General features: G+C 49.2%; 21 protein-coding genes. 8 read left to right on the top strand and 13 right to left on the bottom strand.

The window, feature by feature from the left end; all coding sequences use genetic code 11:
* Positions 1–27: 27 nt before the first annotated feature.
* From AB2U10_RS02985 to AB2U10_RS02950, 8 genes are all read right to left on the bottom strand, one after another.
* Positions 28–546 (bottom strand): hypothetical protein, encoded by a 519-nt coding sequence (locus AB2U10_RS02985; RefSeq protein WP_367914106.1) that lies wholly within the window; start codon positions 544–546, stop codon positions 28–30.
* Positions 547–587: 41 nt separating this feature from the next.
* Positions 588–1,535, bottom strand: coding sequence for a glycosyltransferase family 2 protein (locus tag AB2U10_RS02980; RefSeq protein WP_367914105.1), 948 nt, complete (start codon positions 1,533–1,535; stop codon positions 588–590).
* A 2-nt stretch (positions 1,536–1,537) separates the two neighbouring features.
* Positions 1,538–2,239: a tRNA1(Val) (adenine(37)-N6)-methyltransferase gene (locus AB2U10_RS02975; protein ID WP_367914104.1), complete on the bottom strand. Its 702-nt coding sequence runs from the start codon at positions 2,237–2,239 to the stop codon at positions 1,538–1,540.
* Positions 2,239–2,853 carry a ribonuclease H1 domain-containing protein gene (locus AB2U10_RS02970; protein WP_367914103.1) on the bottom strand — a complete coding sequence of 205 codons (615 nt, stop codon included), beginning with the start codon at positions 2,851–2,853 and terminating at the stop codon, positions 2,239–2,241. The genes AB2U10_RS02975 and AB2U10_RS02970 overlap by 1 nt, the downstream gene beginning before the upstream one ends.
* Complete coding sequence (locus AB2U10_RS02965) at positions 2,853–4,616, bottom strand: D-alanine--D-alanine ligase family protein (protein WP_367914102.1); 1,764 nt, start codon at positions 4,614–4,616, stop codon at positions 2,853–2,855. The genes AB2U10_RS02970 and AB2U10_RS02965 overlap by 1 nt, the downstream gene beginning before the upstream one ends.
* Before the next feature lie 93 nt (positions 4,617–4,709).
* Entirely contained in the window at positions 4,710–4,961 is a 252-nt protein-coding gene (locus AB2U10_RS02960) for a NifU family protein (RefSeq protein ID WP_367914101.1), read from the bottom strand.
* 40 nt (positions 4,962–5,001) lie between these two features.
* On the bottom strand, positions 5,002–5,460 hold the full coding sequence (locus AB2U10_RS02955; RefSeq protein WP_367914100.1) for a CAP domain-containing protein: 459 nt from the start codon (positions 5,458–5,460) through the stop codon (positions 5,002–5,004).
* A gap of 195 nt (positions 5,461–5,655) precedes the next feature.
* Positions 5,656–6,840: an OmpA family protein gene (locus AB2U10_RS02950; protein ID WP_367914099.1), complete on the bottom strand. Its 1,185-nt coding sequence runs from the start codon at positions 6,838–6,840 to the stop codon at positions 5,656–5,658.
* Positions 6,841–7,002: 162 nt separating this feature from the next.
* Here AB2U10_RS02950 and AB2U10_RS02945 point away from each other — a divergent pair, with 162 nt between their 5' ends.
* The 4 genes from AB2U10_RS02945 (at position 7,003) to AB2U10_RS02930 (ending at position 11,691) form a co-directional block, all read left to right on the top strand.
* On the top strand, positions 7,003–7,980 hold the full coding sequence (locus tag AB2U10_RS02945; protein WP_367914098.1) for a GSCFA domain-containing protein: 978 nt from the start codon (positions 7,003–7,005) through the stop codon (positions 7,978–7,980).
* Positions 7,981–8,086: 106 nt separating this feature from the next.
* Positions 8,087–9,190, top strand: coding sequence for an Mrp/NBP35 family ATP-binding protein (locus AB2U10_RS02940; protein ID WP_367914097.1), 1,104 nt, complete (start codon positions 8,087–8,089; stop codon positions 9,188–9,190).
* A gap of 55 nt (positions 9,191–9,245) precedes the next feature.
* A complete protein-coding gene (locus tag AB2U10_RS02935; RefSeq protein WP_367914096.1) occupies positions 9,246–10,313 on the top strand; it encodes a helix-turn-helix domain-containing protein in 1,068 nt (355 codons plus the stop codon).
* 97 nt (positions 10,314–10,410) lie between these two features.
* Positions 10,411–11,691 carry a DUF2268 domain-containing putative Zn-dependent protease gene (locus tag AB2U10_RS02930; RefSeq protein ID WP_367914095.1) on the top strand — a complete coding sequence of 427 codons (1,281 nt, stop codon included), beginning with the start codon at positions 10,411–10,413 and terminating at the stop codon, positions 11,689–11,691.
* A gap of 51 nt (positions 11,692–11,742) precedes the next feature.
* Here AB2U10_RS02930 and AB2U10_RS02925 read toward each other — a convergent pair whose 3' ends face one another.
* Both AB2U10_RS02925 and AB2U10_RS02920 read right to left on the bottom strand, forming a co-directional pair.
* Complete coding sequence (locus AB2U10_RS02925; RefSeq protein WP_367914094.1) at positions 11,743–12,438, bottom strand: ABC transporter ATP-binding protein; 696 nt, start codon at positions 12,436–12,438, stop codon at positions 11,743–11,745.
* Positions 12,435–13,919 carry a DUF5687 family protein gene (locus AB2U10_RS02920; RefSeq protein ID WP_367914093.1) on the bottom strand — a complete coding sequence of 495 codons (1,485 nt, stop codon included), beginning with the start codon at positions 13,917–13,919 and terminating at the stop codon, positions 12,435–12,437. Before AB2U10_RS02920 ends, AB2U10_RS02925 begins: the two co-directional genes overlap by 4 nt.
* A 263-nt stretch (positions 13,920–14,182) precedes the next feature.
* Here AB2U10_RS02920 and AB2U10_RS02915 point away from each other — a divergent pair, with 263 nt between their 5' ends.
* The gene (locus tag AB2U10_RS02915) at positions 14,183–16,486 is read left to right on the top strand and encodes a ChbG/HpnK family deacetylase (RefSeq protein WP_367914092.1); all 2,304 of its coding nucleotides are present in this window, start codon (positions 14,183–14,185) and stop codon (positions 16,484–16,486) included.
* A 7-nt stretch (positions 16,487–16,493) separates the two neighbouring features.
* On the top strand, positions 16,494–17,003 hold the full coding sequence (locus tag AB2U10_RS02910; RefSeq protein WP_367914091.1) for a DUF1905 domain-containing protein: 510 nt from the start codon (positions 16,494–16,496) through the stop codon (positions 17,001–17,003).
* An 88-nt stretch (positions 17,004–17,091) separates the two neighbouring features.
* Here AB2U10_RS02910 and AB2U10_RS02905 read toward each other — a convergent pair whose 3' ends face one another.
* The 3 genes from AB2U10_RS02905 to AB2U10_RS02895 all read right to left on the bottom strand — a co-directional run bounded on the left by AB2U10_RS02905 (position 17,092) and on the right by AB2U10_RS02895 (position 19,689).
* On the bottom strand, positions 17,092–17,982 hold the full coding sequence (locus AB2U10_RS02905) for a serine hydrolase (RefSeq protein WP_367914090.1): 891 nt from the start codon (positions 17,980–17,982) through the stop codon (positions 17,092–17,094).
* A gap of 143 nt (positions 17,983–18,125) precedes the next feature.
* Positions 18,126–19,364 (bottom strand): RNA polymerase sigma factor, encoded by a 1,239-nt coding sequence (locus AB2U10_RS02900; RefSeq protein WP_367914089.1) that lies wholly within the window; start codon positions 19,362–19,364, stop codon positions 18,126–18,128.
* Entirely contained in the window at positions 19,357–19,689 is a 333-nt protein-coding gene (locus AB2U10_RS02895; protein ID WP_367914088.1) for a YciI family protein, read from the bottom strand. The genes AB2U10_RS02900 and AB2U10_RS02895 overlap by 8 nt, the downstream gene beginning before the upstream one ends.
* A gap of 219 nt (positions 19,690–19,908) precedes the next feature.
* Here AB2U10_RS02895 and AB2U10_RS02890 point away from each other — a divergent pair, with 219 nt between their 5' ends.
* Entirely contained in the window at positions 19,909–20,286 is a 378-nt protein-coding gene (locus tag AB2U10_RS02890) for a MauE/DoxX family redox-associated membrane protein (RefSeq protein ID WP_367914087.1), read from the top strand.
* A gap of 33 nt (positions 20,287–20,319) precedes the next feature.
* Positions 20,320–20,664: a TfoX/Sxy family protein gene (locus AB2U10_RS02885; RefSeq protein ID WP_367914086.1), complete on the top strand. Its 345-nt coding sequence runs from the start codon at positions 20,320–20,322 to the stop codon at positions 20,662–20,664.
* The last annotated feature ends 178 nt before the right edge of the window (positions 20,665–20,842 follow it).

Raw genomic sequence — 20,842 nt, 5'->3', positions numbered from 1 at the left:
TCTCCGCGCCCTATACTACCGGAAATCTTACCGGGTAAATGTGAAAACCGCGTTAATCGAGGTGATCAGCGCCAGCATCTGGGTGTTTTCATCCGATTCGTCCAGCTTGTCATACGCTTTCATTAATTCAGCCAGTTCTGCTTTGGTAAATACCAGCACCATTTCGGTCTCATTTGAGCTCTGTATTTTCAGCTTTACGGGCAGGTAATCGTCGTATAGCTCACTGTATACGTGCAGAGTCATTGCATCGCTGGTCAGCTCATAATCCGACTCATAGGTTTTTCCTTTCACTAACAGGTCATCAATACTATCGGTCAGCACCAGGTTGGTAGAGAACTTATTGTTGCTTTTCAGCTCTATATAAACATTGTCATCTTTGTAGTCGATGATCTCGTCGTTATCCCCAAACAATGACTTAACTGTAAGATTAGCTGTAGCCAGGTTCCATTTGCCTTCTACGTTGGCAGAGGGTGCAGGATCATCGTTTTTGCTGCAGGAAGTTAATGCGGATACAACCAGGAGGGAGTAAAAAAGTAGTTTTTTCATGAAATAAATAAAAATTAAAATTGATAATTACGATTTATGGTTTACACCCGTTCTGCAATGATGTAATCGTCTTTTCGGGCGTTGTTCCGGGCAAAAAGCTCACCCAGGAAACCGGCAAGAAACATCTGTGAGCCGATAATGGCTGCCGTAAGGGCCAGGAAGAACAGGGGGTTGTCGGTAACATTGCGGTAAGGCTGGTGGGCGTAGATGCTGTAGAGCTTTTCCCCGATAAGGAATGTGGCAATAGCCATGCCCCCTACAAAGGCCAGCACACCGAAGAGCCCGAAAAAATGCATGGGGCTCTTCCCGAAGCGGTTAACGAACGTAATGGAAAGCAGGTCAAGGAACCCGTTGATAAAGCGTTCAATGCCAAATTTGGTGTGCCCGTATTTGCGGGCCTGGTGCTGAACCACTTTCTCGCCTATTTTCCCGAAGCCGTTCCATTTGGCCACTACCGGTATGTAGCGGTGCATCTCGCCGTAAATGACCATATTTTTAGTCACCCGGCTGTTGTACGCTTTCAGCCCGCAGTTCATGTCGTGCAGGTGAATGTCATGGATATAGCGTGTGGTGGCATTAAATAATTTGGTGGGCAGTGTCTTGGTGATCGGATCATACCGTTTCTGCTTCCATCCTGAAACCAGGTCAAAGCCGTCTTCGGTGATCATCCGGTACAGCTCCGGGATCTCGTCGGGGCTGTCCTGCAGGTCGGCATCCATGGTAATGACCACTTTACCGGCCGCTTCGTTAAAGCCGGTTTGCAGGGCAGCGGTTTTCCCGTAGTTTTTAGAGAACCGGAATCCTTTCACTTCCCGGTTTTCCGTTGCCAGCTTCCGTATGATCTCCCATGAGCCGTCATTGCTGCCGTCATCCACAAAGAGTACTTCGTACGTAAAAGCATGATTATCCATTACACGCTTGATCCAGGAGTGAAGCTCCCGGAGAGATTCAGCCTCATTGTACAGCGGTATAACAACGGAAATGTCCATAATTAAAAGATGAGATAATAGTCTCTCAGCAACTCCGCAAAGATACTACTATATTTATCGTTTTCATAAATTATAATTTCCCTGGGGGCGGGGTTTCCCGGTTTGCTGCGGGAAAAAACAACGATTTCACGGAAAACCGGCTTTGCTGCATTGTGGCGGATCGCGTACCGTTCCTGCATATAGAGCGAGTTTTCTGCAGCCTCCCGGATGAACCGCTCCATTTCAAACGGCGGGAGCAGGATCCACAAAACCCCTTCACTGGCCAGTAACCGGGCTGAGGTGGCCGCCAGCTCACGAAAAGACAGCCCTGTGGCGTGATGGGCTATGTTTTTGTACCGGTCAGGCGACTTCAGCCGGTCTTCATAAAACGGCGGATTACAGAAAACCAGGCCGTAGGTCTGCCGGCTGGCCCGGGCAAAGTCCTGGATCGTCTCCTCGTGCAGCCGCAGGCGTTCACGGAAGGGGCTGTTCATGAAATTTTGTGCAGCATCAGCGGCAGCACCCGCATCTACTTCTACGGCATCAACAGATAACCCGGGGTGTCTTTGGGCCACCATGAGGCTCAGTAAGCCCGTTCCGGTACCGATATCTAGGGCACAGGTGGCCCCGCCTGAGCCGATCAGCGCTCCGAACAGGCACGAATCGGTGCAGACCTTCATGGCAGCGTTTTCCTGGATAACGGTAAATTGCTTGAATCTGAACATTATTTTCTTCCGAAATCAGCCGGGTTTTCGCCCCACCATTCGGTTTCCCATTTGAGTATGCGGTTCGGATAACGATGGGTCCTGAGCCAGGTTTCGGCTCTTTCCAGCAGCTCAAAGAGCTCACCGTTTCGCGGGGTCTGTTCCAGTTTGGTATTGGCTTTTTTCTTGCTCACCCATGAAATGGCCGTTCGCGAGTCGGAGAAGACGGGCGCATCAGAACCGTGCTTATGCAACAGGGCCAGGGCATGCACAATGGCCAGAAATTCGCCGATGTTGTTGGTGCCGTCATAAAACGGGCCCCGGTGAAACACCTTTTTGCCGGTCAGGAGATCTATGCCCTGGTATTCCATATCGCCGGTTTTGGTATTCCAGGCCGCATCTACCACCCAGGCCGGGTAGTGGGGGCGGGGGATCCGCCCGGGGCCGGCAGCAGCAGTTTCTTTCGGCTTTATAGATTGGTAAAACCCTTTTTTCAGCGCACCTTCGGCTTCTTTTAAGGTCTTGAATGATTTGTACTGAGCACCTTCAAACCCTTCTATACTTTTTTTGCAGGAATCCCAGTCGTTAAGAATACCGGTAGTCCTGCCTTTCCACACCACGTAGTACTTTGCCATTAAAGGATAGCCAGCTCGTTATTTTTACAGATGAAAAGGGTTCTGAATGTCTGGCTGAAGTCGGTATCGGAAATCTTGTGGACCGAAAAGTCTACCTTTCCTACATAAAATTCACGCAGCTGCCTGGTTTTTTCTATGTTTTTGGTAATAAAAGGATGCCGCGGAGTGCCGATAGCCGTGCCGAACTCGTTGATATCCGGCTTAAACATCAGGTTCAGCGGAATCAGGTACTTGGAGCCGTTCAGCGCAGCACAAACCGGGATCGGCTCATATTCTTCACTGCCGCAGTATTCGCTGTATTTTTTCCGGGCAAGAGCGTATTCATCGTCGTTTTCACCAAAAAGGATAGCCAGCTTTTTCCGCGGGCCCGTGGTGTTGATGCGGTTGGTCAGGTTATTCAGCAGGTTGCTGAGCTCATAACGGTTTTTGCCGGCCCGGATTCTTTCAATCAGCGACTGGCGGATAAAATACGTAATGGCGTCTGTAATATTGAAGCCTACTTCTGCCATTTGCTTGAAGATGAACGAGCTGGGCGACATCCCCGGAAGGGTGTTGGGGTCGTGCAGCAGCACTTCTCCGTCTTCGGTAATAAAGCCGTCAATACGGCAAACCACGCTCATGCCCGTAGCCTCGAAAGCATTCAGCACATCGCGGTGTATTTTCTCCAGGTTTTCATCGCTGGTCTTTACCGGGATCCGTTTTTTGCTGACGGTAGATTTGTATTTGGCCTTGAAATCAAAGGTGGTGGTATCTCCGTATACCTCGGCAGGAGGCAGCGCTATTGCATGGCCGTTATCGTCCTGGATCACACCGCACGAGAACTCCTGGCCCGATATGAACTCTTCTATCAACACATAATCTTCTGCATTTACGCTGGTCAGCAGCGCCGAATCGTTTTTAGCCAGGTGCTCGTTCAGCTTTTTAAGCAGGACGGCGGGGTGGTAGATCACCTCGTCGTTAAATACCACGGGAAAACCGATGCCCTCGTCGAGGTTGCTTATTTTTTCCATCAGGTTTTTCTTGCGGCGGGTAGAAAGCCGGTCCCAGTCTTTCCGCGAAATAATGGTTTCAAAAAAGCATTGTGACATGGCCCTGGAAAATTCTTCCAGGCTGCGTTTTTTGACAATGGCCACACCGATAGAAGAGCCCTGGTGAGGCGCCTTTACCACCAGCGGGAAGCCCAGTTGCCCGATCAGGCGGGAAAAAAGCTTGGAACGGTCGGCCTCCAGCCATTCTTTCTTGCTGACGGTGGTGTATTTCTTCTCCTGGCCGGTAGCATAGGCCATCAGCCGGTTCTGGAAAGGCTTATTGATGCCTATGCCGGATCCGAGAATGCCCGGACCCATATACGGGATGTTTAGCCACTCAAAAAGCCCCTGGATGCTGCCGTCTTCGGCATAAGGCCCGTGCATGACAATGAACGCAAAATCAATAATTCCTTTGAGGTCTTCGGGCTTGACCTGTGACCCTATCTTGTAAATAAGCTTGTAAAGCTGTGAATCTTTCAGGGGGCCTAATGACTCGATGTATACTTTGTAGCCGTTATTCTGGTTTTTGGATGGATAAAAGCTCCGGATATCCGGCTCATTCAGAATGGCCTCATCTACCCGGATAAAATTGCCCAGGCTGTCTGTGAAAATAAGCACAGGATCGAAATAGCGCTTATCAATGTGCTCATAAGCGGTCCTTCCTCCGAGAAATGAGATTTCCCGTTCTCTTGACTGCCCTCCGAAAAAGATCCCGACTTTAAGCTTTTTATTCATGTTTATTTTGAGGTTTACCGTAGCGTGTGTATTAATGCAAAAAGTTGCCCTCCAGAATAATCAAAGGCAACCCTGCAATAAATTGTTTACTATTCAGTATGTATCAACCGCCACATTTACAGCTTCTACGCTTTTAATTTCCGGAACATTCTTTAAAATGGCTTCTTCCAACCCGGCTTTAAAGGTCATAGACGACATAGGGCAACTGCCGCACGAGCCGATAAATTCCAGTCGCACAACGTGATCATCGGTAATTCCCAGTACCCTGACGTTCCCGCCGTCAGCCACCAGGTAAGGCCTGATGTTATCTAAAGCCTGCTCAACTTTTATTAGTAAATCTTCCATCTCAAAAACCATTAGTACTACAATATTACAAATTTATTCGTTATTTAGTTTGTCTGGTACCAAATAATTGTGTGTAATACCCTTTATAAATACCTACACCCATTTCACTGACTGTATTGTTCATCAGGTTTTTACAGTGGCCCGGACTGCTCTTCCAGGCCGTCACTACCTCATGAACAGTGGGCGTATACCCTTTGGCGGCAAACAGGTTTTCTGCAAAGCTCCTGTAGTTGTAGCCCTGCGCCCTGAGGCGGTCGGCCGGAGATTTCCCTTTTTTGGAAAAATGAGAGAAATAATTGCGGGTCTGCATGTCCTTACTGTGCAGGAAACCCGTTTTTTCGAGCGTCACGTTCCAGGTTACGGGTTGGGCGGGGCCGAAATACTCCCCGCCGCACCGACATCCCTCTGCACGAATGGCATTTACTTCCCGCAGGAATTCCGCGCGCGCATCAGGACTGGTTTGAAAAGCAAAAAGAATAACCCAAAGAATAAGTGGCATAGACAGCATGTTGTTTCCCGGGGAATATAACGACTTTCTTCCCTGTATATTCTTCCTTTCCCCCGTGTATATCTAAACCGGGGGTATCCTGCGTTTAAAAAAAATGGAAACCCCAGAAGAGTTTCCATTTCAATGTTTCTCACAATATTTATAGAGTTTTATCCTGACGTGTTTATTAGTTATCCCGGATTAAAGTTATTTGCTGATAACCTTAATTTTTGTAAAATCTTCACCTATGCCGCCCGATACCGCATCAATCCGGATGGGATCAATGCCCTTGGCGGTCAGTATTCTTTTAACGAAAAAAGCCCGCTTATTATTGAATGCTTTTTCACCTGACCCTGAAAAGGCTGTGATCTTGATCTGCAGCTTCGGGTTATTTTGCATTAAAGCACCAATACTGTCTGCCAGTGCCGACGAAGCCGGCTGAAGAGAAACGGAATCGGGTACAAATTTAATCGATTTTAAGTCAAACTCCTGTCCTGCGGGCTCACCCGGGTTCAGGATATATGTTTTGAAGGCGGTGAAATCGTCTGCAACGGAAGCGGCGGCATTTTCCACAGGCGCAGTGGCCGATGAGTCGACCTCCGCTAAAGGTTCAACACTCTCTACAGGAACCTCTTTTTTGGCAAAAAAGTTCAGGTCGCCGTTCTGGGTATAGTAATAGTATAGTCCGCCACCAATGGCCAGGATCCCGATGATCAGCCCGATGATCCAGCCGTTGGAAGAAGATTTTTCAACAACGGTATCGGTATAGTCGGGAGCGGGCACAGGTTCTTTTCCGGCAACTTCGGCTTTTTCCTTTTTGGGGCTGTACGGCCTCACGGTCATCAGGTCGTGCAGGCCCAGCGAAGGAATCATTTTTTCCAGGAGGGGCTCCGGGATAGCATTCAGGAGCGGCTCATGATGCTGTCTCAGGAGGCTGATCATCTGGTCCTTATCCCATTTGCCGTTGTTAATGTCTTTCTGGAACAGCGAAATAATTACGTTGGCAACAATATCAGATGCTATGGTGGTAGTGGCTTTGCTGACGCCTGAATACGTGCTGATCATGCTCAGCAGGGGGCTTTTATATGCGGGAAATACCTGCGATATGATTTTTGAGCCGTCGGTTTCAATCTTTTTCAGCACCGATTCCTGGCTGAAAATACTGGCCAGGTTAGCGGGCAGGTTCACCCGTTTTGCGTTTTCCTCAATCTGGTTAAAAAGCATCCCGGCACTCATATCACTGTATGTTTTCCGGATCATCCCTGCCAGCAGGGTATAAAATACTCCTTTAACGGTAACGTTGAGGTCACCGTGTGTTGTTGATGTGTAAGATTTGAATTTTTCAATAAATTCGTCGTTGACGATTTCATCAAAACTCTCAAATAAATTCATATGGAAGCTTATTTTTGTATTTGCAAGCTGCAAAATTAAAAATATTTCCCCGTGCAATGTATTTTTACTTTTATTTATTTGCTGTTAAGGGATAATGTTTCCTTTTTTAATCCTATTTAAACGGGTAACCGGCCGCCGGAACCCGGTATTCTTGTACATAACATGAAATTAAGAACCGTTACAGATCCCCCCGTTTTTGATTTTAAGCTGAACTACGGGTCGGGGATAATCACTTTGGGATCCTGCTTTTCGGATGTGATCGGGAATTACCTGCAGCAACGTAAATTTTCCGTACAAAGCAATCCTTTCGGTACCGTTTACAACCTGAAATCGGTTGGTGATGCCGTTGGAAACGCTATTGACGGCAAATGGCCGGATGAGCGCCGCATAGTGAGCCGCGACGGGTTGTTTTTTCACCTGGATTACCATTCGGAATTTTACAGCGATACCCCGGAGGGGCTGACAGACAGTATCCGGAAGGCCGGGCAGGGTTTCAGGGCATTTTTACCGGAAGCAGAGTTGCTGATCATTACCCTGGGAACCAGCCGGGTGTATGCCTGTGAAGGCGAAACCGTGTCTAACTGTCACAAGCTGCCGGCTGCCCGCTTTGAAAAACGCCTCCTGGGCATAGAGGAGCAACGGCAATTGCTTGACCTCCTGGTAAGCCGGCTTCGCAGCGTTAATCCCGGTCTGAAGCTGATGCTTACCGTTAGCCCGGTACGGCACATCAAAGACGGGATACCGGAAAACAGCGTGTCGAAGGCCATTTTACGCCTGGTGTGCGACGAAGCCGTAAAACGGTATTCCAACACCTGCTATTTTCCTTCTTTCGAAGTAATGATGGATGACCTGCGGGATTACCGCTTTTATAAGCCTGACCTGATCCACCCCGATGAGGTAGCCGAAAACTATATATGCGGGCTCTTCATGAACAGTGTGATGGAGGCAGAGGCGCTTAAAATTGCAGATGAATGGGATAAGGTACGGCTGGCCATGCGCCACCGGCCGCTTAATCCCGGCAGCGCGTCTCACCGCTCATTCCTGGTGAAGCTGCTGGCAAAAATTGAAAGCTTTCGCCTGTTTTTTGATGTTCAGGAGGAATGCAGGGAACTGGAAAGGCGCCTGGATGAGGGTATCTGAGGAAGCTTTTCTGCTATCGGGAAAAGGATTAAAGGCATGGGAGAACTTCCTTTGCCCTGAGGCTGTTCTACCTATATAAGCAAGCGAATGATTTTTATATTAACCAATGGGTGAGTTTTCAATCACAAAAGAAAAAATACTGGCCGCATTAAGTACGGTAGAGGAGCCGGATCTCAAAAAAGACCTGGTCACCTTAAATATGATCAGGGAGGTGGAAGTGAGTTTAGACCAGGTAAAATTTACCGTGGTGCTGACCACCCCGGCCTGTCCTTTAAAAGAGCTGATTAAGCAACGGTGCATTGAAGCGCTGCAGAGAGACCTGGGAACAGGGTTTGAGATCATCATCCATATGACCTCGAACGTAACGGCCAATGCCAATAAAAGCATTATGTTGCCGGGGGTGAAAAATATTATTGCCATTTCATCCGGCAAAGGCGGTGTAGGAAAATCGACCGTAACCGCTAACCTGGCCATGGCGCTTAAAAAAGCGGGTGCCAGGGTGGGTATCCTTGATGCCGATATTTCAGGGCCCTCTATCCCCATTATGTTCGGGGCAGAAGATATGCAGCCGCTGGTAGCGCCCAGAGACGGGAAGAACTACATAGCTCCCATTATGCAGTATGGCATCAAAATGATCTCCATCGGCTTTCTTACGCCGGCAGACAGCGCGGTGGTCTGGCGCGGGCCTATGGCCAGCCAGGCCTTACGGCAGTTTTTCGGGGATGTAGACTGGGGCGAGCTCGACTACCTGTTGCTGGATATGCCTCCCGGCACCAGCGATATTCACCTTACCCTGGTACAGACCGTGCCGGTTTCAGGCGCAGTGGTGGTGACCACCCCGCAGAAAGTGGCGGTAGCCGATGCCACCAAAGGCGGATCGATGTTCAGCCAGGGAAATATCAACGTACCGGTGCTGGGCGTCATCGAAAACATGTCGTATTTCACCCCGGCTGAGCTTCCGGAGAACAAATATTATATCTTTGGCGAGGGCGGCGGACAGCAGCTGGCCGATAAGCTGGGGGTGGAATTGCTGGGGCAGCTTCCTATTGTTCAGAAGATCCGGGAAGGGGGCGACGAAGGCCGGCCCATTACCATGGATGACCACGAGCTGGTTACCACGGCCTTTATGGACGTTGCCGAAAAGCTGGCCCAGAAGATTGCGATACGCAATGCGACCATGCCGGTTACGGAACCGGTGATGGTGAATTGAGTGAAAAGTGAAAAACGAAAAGCGGCGTTCGCTTTTGGTTTTAAACGGTTGGGGTATGAATAATCTGAATGATACCATTCTGCTGGTTGCATCTGCTCAGGGGGCGTTGTTGTTCCTGGGATTACTCTCTAAAAAGACCCGGTACCGGATCTCGAACATTTCGATAGGGATGGTCGTTTTTGTCATTACCGGTACCATTCTCTTTTCCTGGGGCAGCGCTACCCGGTACAATAACTCGGAAAATGCATTCCCGTTTTGGGTATTTCAATCGTATTGGTTGCTGCCTCTGGCGTTCTGGCTGTTTCTGGAAGTCAACACCAATGCCCGTTTCAGGTTTAAAAAGAAGCTTTACCTCCTGTTTCTTCCGGCGGTCACAGACATCGCTTTTCAGTCACTGATCGCCTTTTCGCCCTCTGCCCGGAATTCATCACCGGGCCTCCTGTTAAGATCCGGAATCTGGTTTTTCTTTTCTGAAATACTCCCGTTGATTTCCGCAGTTATTGTTTTTGGGGTATACCTGGCAAAGCTTTTACGGTTAAAACGAAAGGTGGAGGAATCATCCGGCCACTATTCCGGCTTTAAAAGAGTTTTTTGGATATATGGCTTCCTGGCCGTGGTACTTGCGGTGTGGGTAGCATCTGCTTTTTACCTGGTTCCGTTCAAAATAGTAGAGATCGTGCTGGTCAGCCTTGTATTTTTATTGGGTTATGTGGCCTATTTCAAGCCTGATTTTTTTGAAATATCGTATAGGCATTTCAAGCCGGTAGGGCCTGTCTTTCATGCCTTTAATGATGATGATGAGATTTTAAGGCTTCGCAAAGCCTTCTGTGACGATCGCATATACCTGAGGTCTAAATTAACCATAGCTGAGCTGGCAGATGAACTGGAATTACCGGTAAAATACATCAGCTACCTGATCAGCTGTCATCAGGGCAAAAATTTCAATGACTTTGTGAACGCTTTCCGGGTCAGGGAAGTGATTTCGAAAATGGCAGACCCGAAAGAAAAACATAAGACTTTATTAGGGATGGCGTTGGATTCCGGGTTCAATTCCAAATCCAGTTTTAACCTTGTCTTTAAAAGACATACGGGAAAAACACCCTCTGATTTCTTTAGAAAATAGTGCCAAAATCCGGATTCCGGACGTCTAAAAATCAATACTAAGCGCTAACCGGCGTGATGAGAGTATAGTTTTGAGCCTGATCAAACTATTGAATACAATGAAACCGGTACGCATTTTCTCTTTTCTTTTACTGGGCGCGCTTTCTGCCTGTGGGCAAACGGCAGCTATACCTTTACAGCTCGATAAACGCTATGAAAACATACGGGTAAGCCGGGCAGATACACTGGTTTATACCATTCGGTTAAACGAAGAGCAGGGATACCGGTTTTCAATATACCAGAACGGGATAGCCGTTTACTATGCCCTTTCGGAGAAGAACCAGATTGTATTTGAAAGCAATTATCCCGATGACATTACCGGTTACGAAAGGTTTGAATACTGGCCGCAGAAATCAGGAGAATTCAGGCTGACCATTTACAGGTTTGATGATCCGGAGAACACTGACTCGGGAGCCATAAATGTGCTTATTAAAAGTTTTTCGGATGAAGAAGCCCGTCTCAGGCGACGAATACGGGACGAATTAAAGATAGAAAACGCCAGAAATGTGACCACCATTGATATTGATCATTTTTGGACGGCGTTTGATAAGCTGAAAGATTGCAGGCGTTACGAAGATAGTGTGGAAGTCATTCAGAAAGAATACCTGGATAAGGCTACCAACGGGCTGATCGATTTTATACAGGCAAGAGAATTTACGGCTGAAAAATTTGTAGAAGTCATTGCTGAGAACACAGATTATTACAGATCTGTTCGGGAAAGCACATACCGGGTCAAAGAGATGGAACCGATTATTGATGAGGTTTTTAAACGTTTTAGCGAACTGTACCCGTTGTTCAGGCCGTTTAAGGTATGTTTTGCGATAGGTATAAAAAATACCGGGGGAACCGTATCTGACCGGTTTGTTTTAATAGGTACCGAAGTGGCTATTTTTCAAAACCAGGAGGAAGACACGATAGGAAAATTAAAAAGGATGGTGGCCCATGAATGTGTTCATACCCAGCAAAAGCCGTACGCAGATCCAGGAGCAGTCAAATGCCGGCTTCTTTATCAATCCATACGGGAAGGAGCCTGTGATTTTCTGGCAGAGCTGATCACCGGGAATGAAAATATAAATGTGTATGGAAGAGCGCACGAAAGCGAGCTCTGGACCTCGTTTAAGAATGAATTGTGTAACCAGGACATAGGCAGTTGGCTATACAACGGCTATCTTGTTCAAAATAAACCGCCTGATCTGGGGTATTATATAGGTTATGAAATTTGCAAAGCCTATTACCATAGCAGAGATGACAAAAGCAATGCAATTTCAGAAATCATCGGGATGGATGACCCCCTTGATTTCCTGGTTAAAAGCAGGTACGATCAAAAGGTGAAAAATTAAGGTCTGAGAATGTGCGATTTGAAGCCTCAGCTTTCAAATCGCACAGAATGCTCATACGGCAAAAAACGCCTCCAGCTCCTTCAGCGTCTCTTCAGAAGTGGCCAGGTCTTTGACCACCTCCCCTTTGTGAAGGGCCACGATCCGGTTAGAGACCTCTACCGTATGGAGCAGGTCGTGGCTCGAAACCAGGATGGTGACCTCCGGGTCATCGGCCAGCTCTTTGATGATCCTCTTCAGGCGGATCTGCGTGGTGGGGTCGAGGTTGGCGAAGGGCTCATCCAGGATAATCACCTCCGGCCTGCCGATGAGCGTGGCAATGATCCCCACTTTTTTCTGGTTGCCTTTGGAGAGGTCGCGAAGGTACTTTTTGCCGTTCAGGATCTCATCGTTGAAAAACTCCCGGTATTTGTCGAGCAGGGCGTCTACGTCTGCTTTGTTCTGGCCGCGCAGATCACCAATAAAATAAAAGTATTCTTCCGGGGTAAGGTAACCGATCAGGAAGCTCTCATCGATAAAAGCAGACGTGAAGGGCTTCCAGTCCTCGCTGGTATTGACCTGTACTCCCCGGTTCATGATATGGCCCGTAGTGGGCTGGATGAGGTCAAGGAGCAGGCTGAAAAAAGTGGTTTTCCCGGCGCCGTTATTGCCTACCAGGCCAAAGCTCTCGCCTTTGGGAATTATAAGATCCTGTATATTTAAAACGGTAGTTTCACCGTATTTTTTAGATAAGTTAATGGCTTCAATCATGCTTCCTGCTGTTTAAATCCGTTGATTGCTTCGTATTTTCTTTCCTGGTAGACCCGGGTGATCATGGCCAGCACGGGGCTGTTAAAGGCCAGGCCAATGATGCCTATGCCGCCCAGCACCAGGTTAGCCGTGGCGGGATTGGTTATTTTGTAAACCGTATACCAGATCAGGATAGGCACCAGCATAACCGGCAGAGCCACCAGCCATTGCGCAGCGCCCGTACCCTGGTAATTCAGGAATACGCTTTTCTCGAGGTCAATTCTTTTCTTATTGAAAGCGCCTGCAAGCAGCAGCACCGGGATATTGATGCCCACGTTGTAAACGGCTGCCGCCAGGTGGGCAAACACAATATCAATGCCGAAATAGGCATACGGTAAAGTACCGAGAAACAGCACAAAAACCGACAGGTACATCAGGGCAGCTTTTGAGCGCAGGTATTCTTTTAAGGGGATATTCTGAGCCATCATCAGCGGGTAGTAGGTGCTGTCCCAGGCCGGGATAAACTGGCCGAAGTTGATCATAAAAATACCGGTCATAAAAATACCCAGGAAGATCCGCCAGACCGGCATACCGGAATAGGCGTCATTGGTGTAAAAAATGAGTCCGTAGGCCAGCATCATAACGGCCATGTACAAAGTACTTTTGGGACGTTTGTTCCGCCAGAGCAGCTTAATGTCCAGCTTGATGAAAGGGGCCAGCGGGCCAAACCTGTCCAGCCAGCCCAGGTTCAGGGCCTTTGCTTCGGTTACTTTTGACCTGAGTGAGGCATCAAGGTAAAATTTATCCCTGAGCGTAACGTAATTCCACAGGTACAGCGCTGCGGCCAAAAGCAGGGGCAGCAGGGCCAGTACCGGATAATCCGGGATCCGGTCTGCCGCTCTCCCGGTGTACCGGGTGATGCTGAAAATACCGAGGTATTCCAGTACGGCCAGGATCACCGCAACCAGCAGGTAAGGAGTAAGTTGCCGGATGTTATCGGCAAATTTTTTCTTCAACAGGAAATTACTGAAATTTACCGACATCAGCAGCCCGAAAATAGCCGTTAACCATACCGTAGCCTGGAATGACGTTAGCTGTTCGTTCCTGACGCAGGTAACGGCAAAAGGCACAAAAACCAGGAGCGCCAAAAGATTGTAAAAAGAAAATATGCTTTTGAGCAGCACATAATGGATCACGGTATTGCGTTTCACCGGCTGCACCATCAGCGGTTTGATGTTCAGCGTAGGGAGCGTTTGCAGGAAAAAGCGCATAAACAGCTCCATCACTATCCATACAATCAAAGCACTGTTTACCGCGTTAAACGGGCTTTTGTCAGCTATATTTTCAGAAAGAATAGGAAACAGGGCAAAGCCCAGCAGCAGGCAGCAGGCCAGCATGTAAAAGCCCAGGAAACCCAGCAGGATTTTTACCGCTATTTCCTGGCCCATACTTGACGACCGGGTGAAAGCGTTCCATTCCAACTTGAGGAAGCGTATAAACATAGGCGTTTCAGGTTAAGTGTTTACAATAATAAAATGATTCGGGCAGAAAACACATATTTTCGGGATAAATGGTGTGAAACTAATTTGGAAAGTTAATTTTACCTGCTGTTTTATCAAAATTTCAACCTGGAATATGAAATAGCCATGAGCAGTCAGCTATCAGAAGTCGGGCACACCGGGTGACGTATCACCAACCTGCCCATGAATAAGCGGTCCGCCGCTGCGGCTGATAGCTGAAGACTGAAAGCTAAAATTTTATACAGATGAAAAGAATACTTTTACTCTTGCTGGTTACCGTTACGGCGGTAGCCCAGAAATTTCCCCGCGCTGTTCCCGAATCGGAGGGCGTATCTTCGCGGCAGATCAGTGAATTTATACAGGCCTGGGAGGATGACCCGGCGCATGAGCCGCACAGCTTCATGGTGCTGCGGCACGGCAGGGTTGTAGCAGAGGGATGGTGGAAGCCGTTTGGCGCCGATGAGCCCCATACCATGTATTCGGCCAGTAAAAGCTTTACGGCTACGGGTATCGGCTTTGCGGTGCACGAAGGAAAGATCGGACTGGACGATCCCGTGCTTTCTTTTTTCCCGGGAGAAGGACCCGTAAACCCGTCGGATAACCTGAAAAAGCTGCGGGTGAGAGACCTGCTCACCATGAGCGCCGGAAACGACCAGGAACCGCGCTACATGCAGCTGGAAGACAACTGGGTAAGCGCTTTTCTGCGCTCTAATTATAGCTATGAGCCGGGTACCCGTTTTATGTACAACTCCCCGGCCACCTATATGCTTTCGGCCATTCTTCAGAAAGTGACCGGCGAAAAGCTGTTGGATTACCTCAGGCCCCGCCTGCTCGTACCCCTGGGGATCACCGGGGTGGACTGGGAGGTGGATCCTCATGGCATCAATACCGGCGGCTGGGGACTGCGGTTGAAAACCGAAGACATGGCGAAGTTCGGCCAGCTGTTTTTGCAGAAAGGAAAATGGAACGGGAAGCAGGTATTGCCCGAAGAATGGGTGAAGCAGGCCAGCACTGCACAGATTTTTCCGCCGGAAGGACACCGGGAGAACAGCGACTGGCACCAGGGATACGGTTTCCAGATGTGGCGGGGCCGTCATCAGACATTCAGGGCCGACGGTGCTTTCGGACAGAACATTATTGTGCTGCCTGAAAAAGATGCCGTGATCATTACCACCGGCGAGAGCACGAATCTGCAGGGACTGCTGAACCTGATCTGGGACAAGCTGCTGCCCGCTTTTAAAGATGGAAAGCTGAAGAAAGACCCGGCAGGTTACCAGGCCCTGGCAGAAAAATCAAAAAATCTTTTACTGGCCCCTCAGAAGAGCGAAGTTACCGGCAATACGGCATCGGCGAACCTGGTTTTCATCCAGACGCCTTACAATGCCCTGAAAGGACTTAAGCTGGAAAGAAAAAACGAAGACTTGGAGGTTACTTTTGTGACCGACTCCGTGAACCATACGATTCCTTTTTCGGACGGGAGATGGGCGCTGTCAGAAACTACCCTGAAAGGCCCTTACCTGGTGGCCGCGGCCAGGGCCAACCGCAGCGTTATTCCCCGGTATAAGGTGGCAGGGTCTTACGGGTGGAAAGATTCCCACACACTGGTGCTGGTTCTGAAGTATTACGATACCATGCATACCGAAACCATTACCGTTCATTTTAACGGGGAAGAAGCTGATGTAAGCTTCAATGATATAACGACCGGCGGGCCCAAAACGTATAAAGCGGTGGAAGACCGCAGCCAGGGTTCCTCGCCGAGGCTTATCCTGCGGGGCGATGACATGGGCTATTCGCATTCGGGTAACCTGGCCCTGCTGAAATCGTCGCAGCAGGGAATCCAAACCTCCATAGAAGTCATAGCAGCGGCACCCTGGTTTCCTGAAGCGGTGAGAATGCTGCAGGAAAACCCGGGCATTGACGTAGGGCTGCATTTTGCCATTACCAGTGAATGGGATAACGTGAAGTGGAGGCCACTGACAGAGGCAAAGAGCCTGCGCAACGCCGACGGGTATTTTTACCCCATGATCATGAAGAACAGCTATTACCGCGGGCAGGCCATCATGGATCATGCTTTTGAGCTCCGGGATATCGAAGCGGAGCTCCGGGCGCAGATCGGGCTGCTGAAGAAGCATATACCGCGGGTTAGCCACATTTCCGGGCACATGGGCAGCACCATGTTTACCCCCGAGGTAAAGGCCATGGTCAGGAAGGTAGCGGCTGAATACGGCCTGCCGGTGGTAGATTCAGATGCACTGAAGGATTTCGGTATAGAATACATCTGGATCGATTCCCGGAATAAAAGCAGCGAAGAGCGCATTGACGCGTTTATCCGGCAGCTGGATAAGCTGGAGAATCATAAAACGTATGTTTTCCTGGAGCATCCCGGCCTGGATAACGAAGAGCTGCGGGCCATACACCATATCGGCTATGAAAATGTGGCAGAAGACCGGCAGGCCGTGACCGACCTGTTTACCAGTGAGAAGGTAAGAAGAGCCATTTACCGGAAGGGGATCCGGCTGTTGAGCTACCGGGAAGCCCTGGACAAATGAAAAAGGGATGGTAACCTTTGAGGCGATCATAGAACGAACATGGCAGGAGGGTGAAAAGTACGGCTGGACCTATGTGATCATTCCTGCGCCTGTAGCGCAGCTGATCAACTCTGGTGTGAAGACTGTGTACCGGGTGAAGGGGCATATAGGCGGGCATCATTGCCGGCAGGTAGCGCTTTTGCCTTACGGGGAAGGGAACTATATTTTACCACTGAATGCCGCTATGCGGAAGGATATAGAGCAGGGAGTGGGAGAGACGATACAGCTTTCGCTGGAGGCGGACCCGGAAGAGCCGGCCATGTCGACAGAGCTTTTGGAGGCTTTATCGTACGATACCGCAGCCGAAAGCTTCTTCCTTTCACTGAGTAAAAGTCACCAGCGGTATTATTCCAATTGGATTGATTCGGCCAAAACCTTTGAAACCAAATCCAGGCGCCTTGCGATGACCGTAGAAGGCTGTGCCCGGGGGATGGATTTCGGAAAGATGATGCGCCATTTTAAAAAGAACCCGCTGTAAAGGTTACGGAGAGTCATAAGAAAGAAACTCTTTGAAGATTAACCCGCCCGAAAAGAGACCTTATCTTCTTTGCACCGGTTCCTGGCGTTTACGGTATCCGTGCAAAAGGACTGAACCTGTGCTTCGGCTCGTAATAATTCCAGATGATATTGGCCAGCTTGCGGGTCAGTACTTCTGCTTCGTTTTCGTAGGTCCAGCTCTGGTCTTTGTTGTTTTTGGTGAGTATGCAAAAAACAATATCGCCGCCGGGCGCGTTCGCCAGCACCACTTCGCCGCGGGCCTCGTCTACCGAGCCCGTTTTGGAGATCGTGCTGAACTGAGACGGCAGGCCCGAAAGCGAGCGCTCGTTATAGAACTGGTTTTTCAGGTAGCGGTACATTTTGTCGGAATGCCGGGCATCAATGACCTTGCCCTGCCGGATGAGCGTGAAAAGCCGGGCCATTTCCCGCGGGGTCGTTTGCCCCCAGCCGTATTTTTCCCAGATGGCCCTGCGCCCCTCTGTCCTCGAATTGACCCGGGTATCGGTCAGGCCGTACCCGTCCATCAGCCGGTTGATGGTCAGTCCGCCGCCGGCAAGCTCCTGCAGCCAGATAGAAGCCACGTTGTCGCTGTAGGTCAGCATCAGCGAGATCATGGTCGACAGGTCGGTTTTGGCGCTGTCTTTATAAAACTGCATCAGTCCCGAGCCCCCGTATTCGCGTTTGGCATCGTAGATAAACTCATCGGAAAGCTTTAATTCCTGGTCGGCTATTTTCTGAAATATGCCTGCCAGGATAGGAACCTTCACAATACTGGCGGTAGGGAAGACGGTATCGGCCAGGATGGCCACTTCCTTGTTCTTTCCGAGGTGGTGCACGTAAACGCCGATATCGCCCCGGAAATTCCGGGTTTCCTTTTCGATCAGCGCTTTGAGCTTTTTGTCCTCCTTCTGGGCAAAGGTGAGGAGGGGAAACAGGATGAGTGCCAGGAGTATTCTCATACAATAAAAGGTTCAGGGGGCAGCGGTAGAAAGTGCCTCTGCCGGGTTAAAAACAGGATTATTTCCATAAAAGTAAAAACAAAACCCGGTTAGTTCAAAAGGCGGGCGCTTCTTTTATGAAATCCGGAAGGAGGTTTCCGGTATCAGGGGTTACCGGCGGCTTCGGCTGCTTGCGTGATTTTATCGTTCAGCCAGGTCCGGTCTGTACGGTTGGAAGTATGAAGCAGTGCCTGTGTATAATTTTCAATGGCGGCATCCCATTGCTTTAAACGGGAGAAGAGATAGGCCCGGGTACAAAAGAAGGCAAAGGCGGTTTCGGTAGTGACCGGCAGTTTTTCCGTTTCTGAAATGAGCTCATCCAGCGGCCGGAAGTGGCTCTCGGCCACCACCCGGTTCAGCTCTACGGTCACCGAACGGGCATCCAGCAGGCGGTACAGCACGGCAAGGGTCTTCCAGTCGGTTTGCGCATAGCTGTCTGAAAGACAGTGAATAGAAGAAATCAGCGCTTCGAGGTAATACCGGCTCAGGTGATGCCGGTTGTTTTTTGCTTTCTGCAGGTAGTGGTGGCCTTCAGCAATGAGCTCGCGGCTCCATAGGCTCCTGTCCTGGTCTTCGAGGCTGATCCAGGTACGGGCAGAGGTCCTGGCCGGGAACCGGGATGTATTGAAAAACATCAGTGCCATCAGGGCATTTATTTCAGGTTCACCGGTCCTGTAATTCAGGATCAGTCGGCCTAAGCGCATGGCCTCGTAGCACAGCTCATGCCGGATGCTGCCGTTTTTACCCGACGTTTTGTATCCTTCATTAAACAGGAGATAAACAATGGTCAGCAAATGATCATAGTCAGCCTGATCCGGGTTGAGGGGGGATGCATACCAGCTGTCGTTTAGGGTTTTGATCGTTTCCCGGCTTCTGAGAACCACCTTCTTAACGGCGTCGGTTTTCATCAGCAGGGCATGGGAAATTTCCCGGTAACCGAACCCGCAAAGATAATAAAGCGAAATGATCAGCTTATTCCGCTCCGAAAAGGAGGTTCGGGAAAAGAAGACCAGTAACCGGAGCAGGCTGTCTTCCAGCTCCCGGTTACTGTACTCTTCTTCTGAATAATCCTGCTCGGGCACAAGGCTGACCTCAGCATTCAGGTGCCGGAGCTTATTGACCAGCTTGTTTCGTGCCACCCGGTACAGCCAGCCAAACGGGTTTTCAGGTACCCCCGAGAATTTCCAGGAAGTCAATGCGGCTTCAAAAGCCTCCTGTACGGCATCCAGGATATTTTCGATCTGGTGATACCCGTATTTCCCGGACAAATGAGAGACCATCTTTCCAAAGTTTTCCCTGAAAAGATGGCCGGTAAGCCCGTGAATATCGGCTTCGTTACTCATCTGTGTTGATGATCTCCCGTATTTCCAGGGTGGCTCCGCGTTGAAGGTCGGGACAGCCTTTGGCCAGCTCTCCGGCTTCTTCCAGGGAGTTGGCCAGCAGGAAATAATAGCCGCTGACACATTCCTTGGTTTCTACGTAAGGGCCGTCAGTGACCACCTGGTTTTTAAGGGTCAGCCCGCTGGCTTCCAGCGGGTTTCCTTCTTTGAAGTGCCCGTCCAGGCTTTCTATCCAGCGGATGTGCTCGCTGATGGAGGCCTGCATTTCTTCCACCGATAATTCACCGTAACCGGCACTTTCGCGGATGAGTAATAAGAATTCTTTCATATTGAATTATTTTATGATTTGAAGCTATGACAAACCAACGGGCCTTTCCGGGACAAGTTGACCGTTTTTTTATTCCTATTCAAATATAAGCATTCTAAATCCTTTAAACTAAGCTGTGGAATACCGGGGAATTACAGTTTCTTCGGAAAGAACAGATTCCAGCCCGTTCCTGGCAGATGTGCCCGATTATTTTCCTACATTTACATAAAACTTACCCCTGTGAAAAGAAAAATTTTAAATATCCTGTCGTGGCTGCTTGGTCTTTTACTCCTGAACGGCGGCCTGAATAAGTTCCTGAATTATATGCCCGTTCCGGAGAATCTGCCGGAAGCGGTGGCAAAAGACAATGCTGCTTTTGCGGAGATTTCCTGGCTGATGCCTTTGATAGGATCTGCAGAAATCCTGGGAGCCTTACTGATCCTGTTTCCCAAAACACGGGCTCTGGGCGCGCTGGTGGTGTTTCCCGTAATGGTAGGGATACTGCTTACCCATATTCTTACCGTTCCGGAGGGTCTCCCCATAGCGATTGTCATCTGGGCTATCCTGCTCTGGATCATTTACGATAAACGTGAAAAATACCTCCGTCTTATCGGGTAATGTTGTTGCCGGATTACGTTAAACGTTCAATATATGGCCTGCAGCGATCAACTGGCGAACCGGGTAAGAGAGTACCTGGCTGCCGTGGAGAGCATTGAAGTGGAGGAAAAGAGGATGTTCGGCGGACTGGCGTTCCTGGTGAACGGGAAAATGTGCATTAATGTCGGCGATGAGCAGCTGATGTGCCGTTTTGACCCCAAAATGACCGCTGAGCTGTCTGAAAGAACGGGCTTTTTGCCCATGATCATGAAAGGCAAAGAGCTGAAGGGCTATTGCTATGTGGACGAGACCGGTTTCAGGAATCCCAAAGATTTTGAGTTCTGGATGAAGCTCTGCCTGGATTTTAATGACCGGGCAAAGCCGTCGGGGAAACGTTAAATAAAGTTTCTTCTGTTACGCATTTTGTGAAATAGATTTAACCACATAGATTTTATAAAGAAGATCAAATCTATGTATCTATTGTGGTTTGGAAATAGTTCGTAACATGCGTTACTAAATAGATTTATTAACCACATAGGTTTTATAAAGAAGATCAAATCTATGTATCTATTGTGGT

The organism is Leadbetterella sp. DM7 (assembly GCF_040829825.2).
Classification (GTDB): domain Bacteria; phylum Bacteroidota; class Bacteroidia; order Cytophagales; family Spirosomataceae; genus Leadbetterella.
This window is presented reverse-complemented; position numbering and strand designations above follow the sequence as displayed.

What these genes read in the sequence shown, in the direction of transcription:
- AB2U10_RS02935 (WP_367914096.1), top strand. Translation starts at nt 9,246, where the DNA reads ATGAATAATCTGAATGATACCATTCTGCTGGTTGCATCTGCTCAGGGG.
- AB2U10_RS02895 (WP_367914088.1), bottom strand. Translation starts at nt 19,689, where the DNA reads ATGAAAGAATTCTTATTACTCATCCGCGAAAGTGCCGGTTACGGTGAA.
- AB2U10_RS02925 (WP_367914094.1), bottom strand. Translation starts at nt 12,438, where the DNA reads ATGATTGAAGCCATTAACTTATCTAAAAAATACGGTGAAACTACCGTT.
- AB2U10_RS02885 (WP_367914086.1), top strand. Translation starts at nt 20,320, where the DNA reads ATGGCCTGCAGCGATCAACTGGCGAACCGGGTAAGAGAGTACCTGGCT.
- AB2U10_RS02900 (WP_367914089.1), bottom strand. Translation starts at nt 19,364, where the DNA reads ATGAGTAACGAAGCCGATATTCACGGGCTTACCGGCCATCTTTTCAGG.
- AB2U10_RS02970 (WP_367914103.1), bottom strand. Translation starts at nt 2,853, where the DNA reads ATGGCAAAGTACTACGTGGTGTGGAAAGGCAGGACTACCGGTATTCTT.
- AB2U10_RS02905 (WP_367914090.1), bottom strand. Translation starts at nt 17,982, where the DNA reads ATGAGAATACTCCTGGCACTCATCCTGTTTCCCCTCCTCACCTTTGCC.
- AB2U10_RS02910 (WP_367914091.1), top strand. Translation starts at nt 16,494, where the DNA reads ATGGTAACCTTTGAGGCGATCATAGAACGAACATGGCAGGAGGGTGAA.
- AB2U10_RS02975 (WP_367914104.1), bottom strand. Translation starts at nt 2,239, where the DNA reads ATGTTCAGATTCAAGCAATTTACCGTTATCCAGGAAAACGCTGCCATG.
- AB2U10_RS02930 (WP_367914095.1), top strand. Translation starts at nt 10,411, where the DNA reads ATGAAACCGGTACGCATTTTCTCTTTTCTTTTACTGGGCGCGCTTTCT.
- AB2U10_RS02915 (WP_367914092.1), top strand. Translation starts at nt 14,183, where the DNA reads ATGAAAAGAATACTTTTACTCTTGCTGGTTACCGTTACGGCGGTAGCC.
- AB2U10_RS02920 (WP_367914093.1), bottom strand. Translation starts at nt 13,919, where the DNA reads ATGTTTATACGCTTCCTCAAGTTGGAATGGAACGCTTTCACCCGGTCG.
- AB2U10_RS02955 (WP_367914100.1), bottom strand. Translation starts at nt 5,460, where the DNA reads ATGCCACTTATTCTTTGGGTTATTCTTTTTGCTTTTCAAACCAGTCCT.
- AB2U10_RS02945 (WP_367914098.1), top strand. Translation starts at nt 7,003, where the DNA reads ATGAAATTAAGAACCGTTACAGATCCCCCCGTTTTTGATTTTAAGCTG.
- AB2U10_RS02960 (WP_367914101.1), bottom strand. Translation starts at nt 4,961, where the DNA reads ATGGAAGATTTACTAATAAAAGTTGAGCAGGCTTTAGATAACATCAGG.
- AB2U10_RS02950 (WP_367914099.1), bottom strand. Translation starts at nt 6,840, where the DNA reads ATGAATTTATTTGAGAGTTTTGATGAAATCGTCAACGACGAATTTATT.
- AB2U10_RS02965 (WP_367914102.1), bottom strand. Translation starts at nt 4,616, where the DNA reads ATGAATAAAAAGCTTAAAGTCGGGATCTTTTTCGGAGGGCAGTCAAGA.
- AB2U10_RS02980 (WP_367914105.1), bottom strand. Translation starts at nt 1,535, where the DNA reads ATGGACATTTCCGTTGTTATACCGCTGTACAATGAGGCTGAATCTCTC.
- AB2U10_RS02985 (WP_367914106.1), bottom strand. Translation starts at nt 546, where the DNA reads ATGAAAAAACTACTTTTTTACTCCCTCCTGGTTGTATCCGCATTAACT.
- AB2U10_RS02940 (WP_367914097.1), top strand. Translation starts at nt 8,087, where the DNA reads ATGGGTGAGTTTTCAATCACAAAAGAAAAAATACTGGCCGCATTAAGT.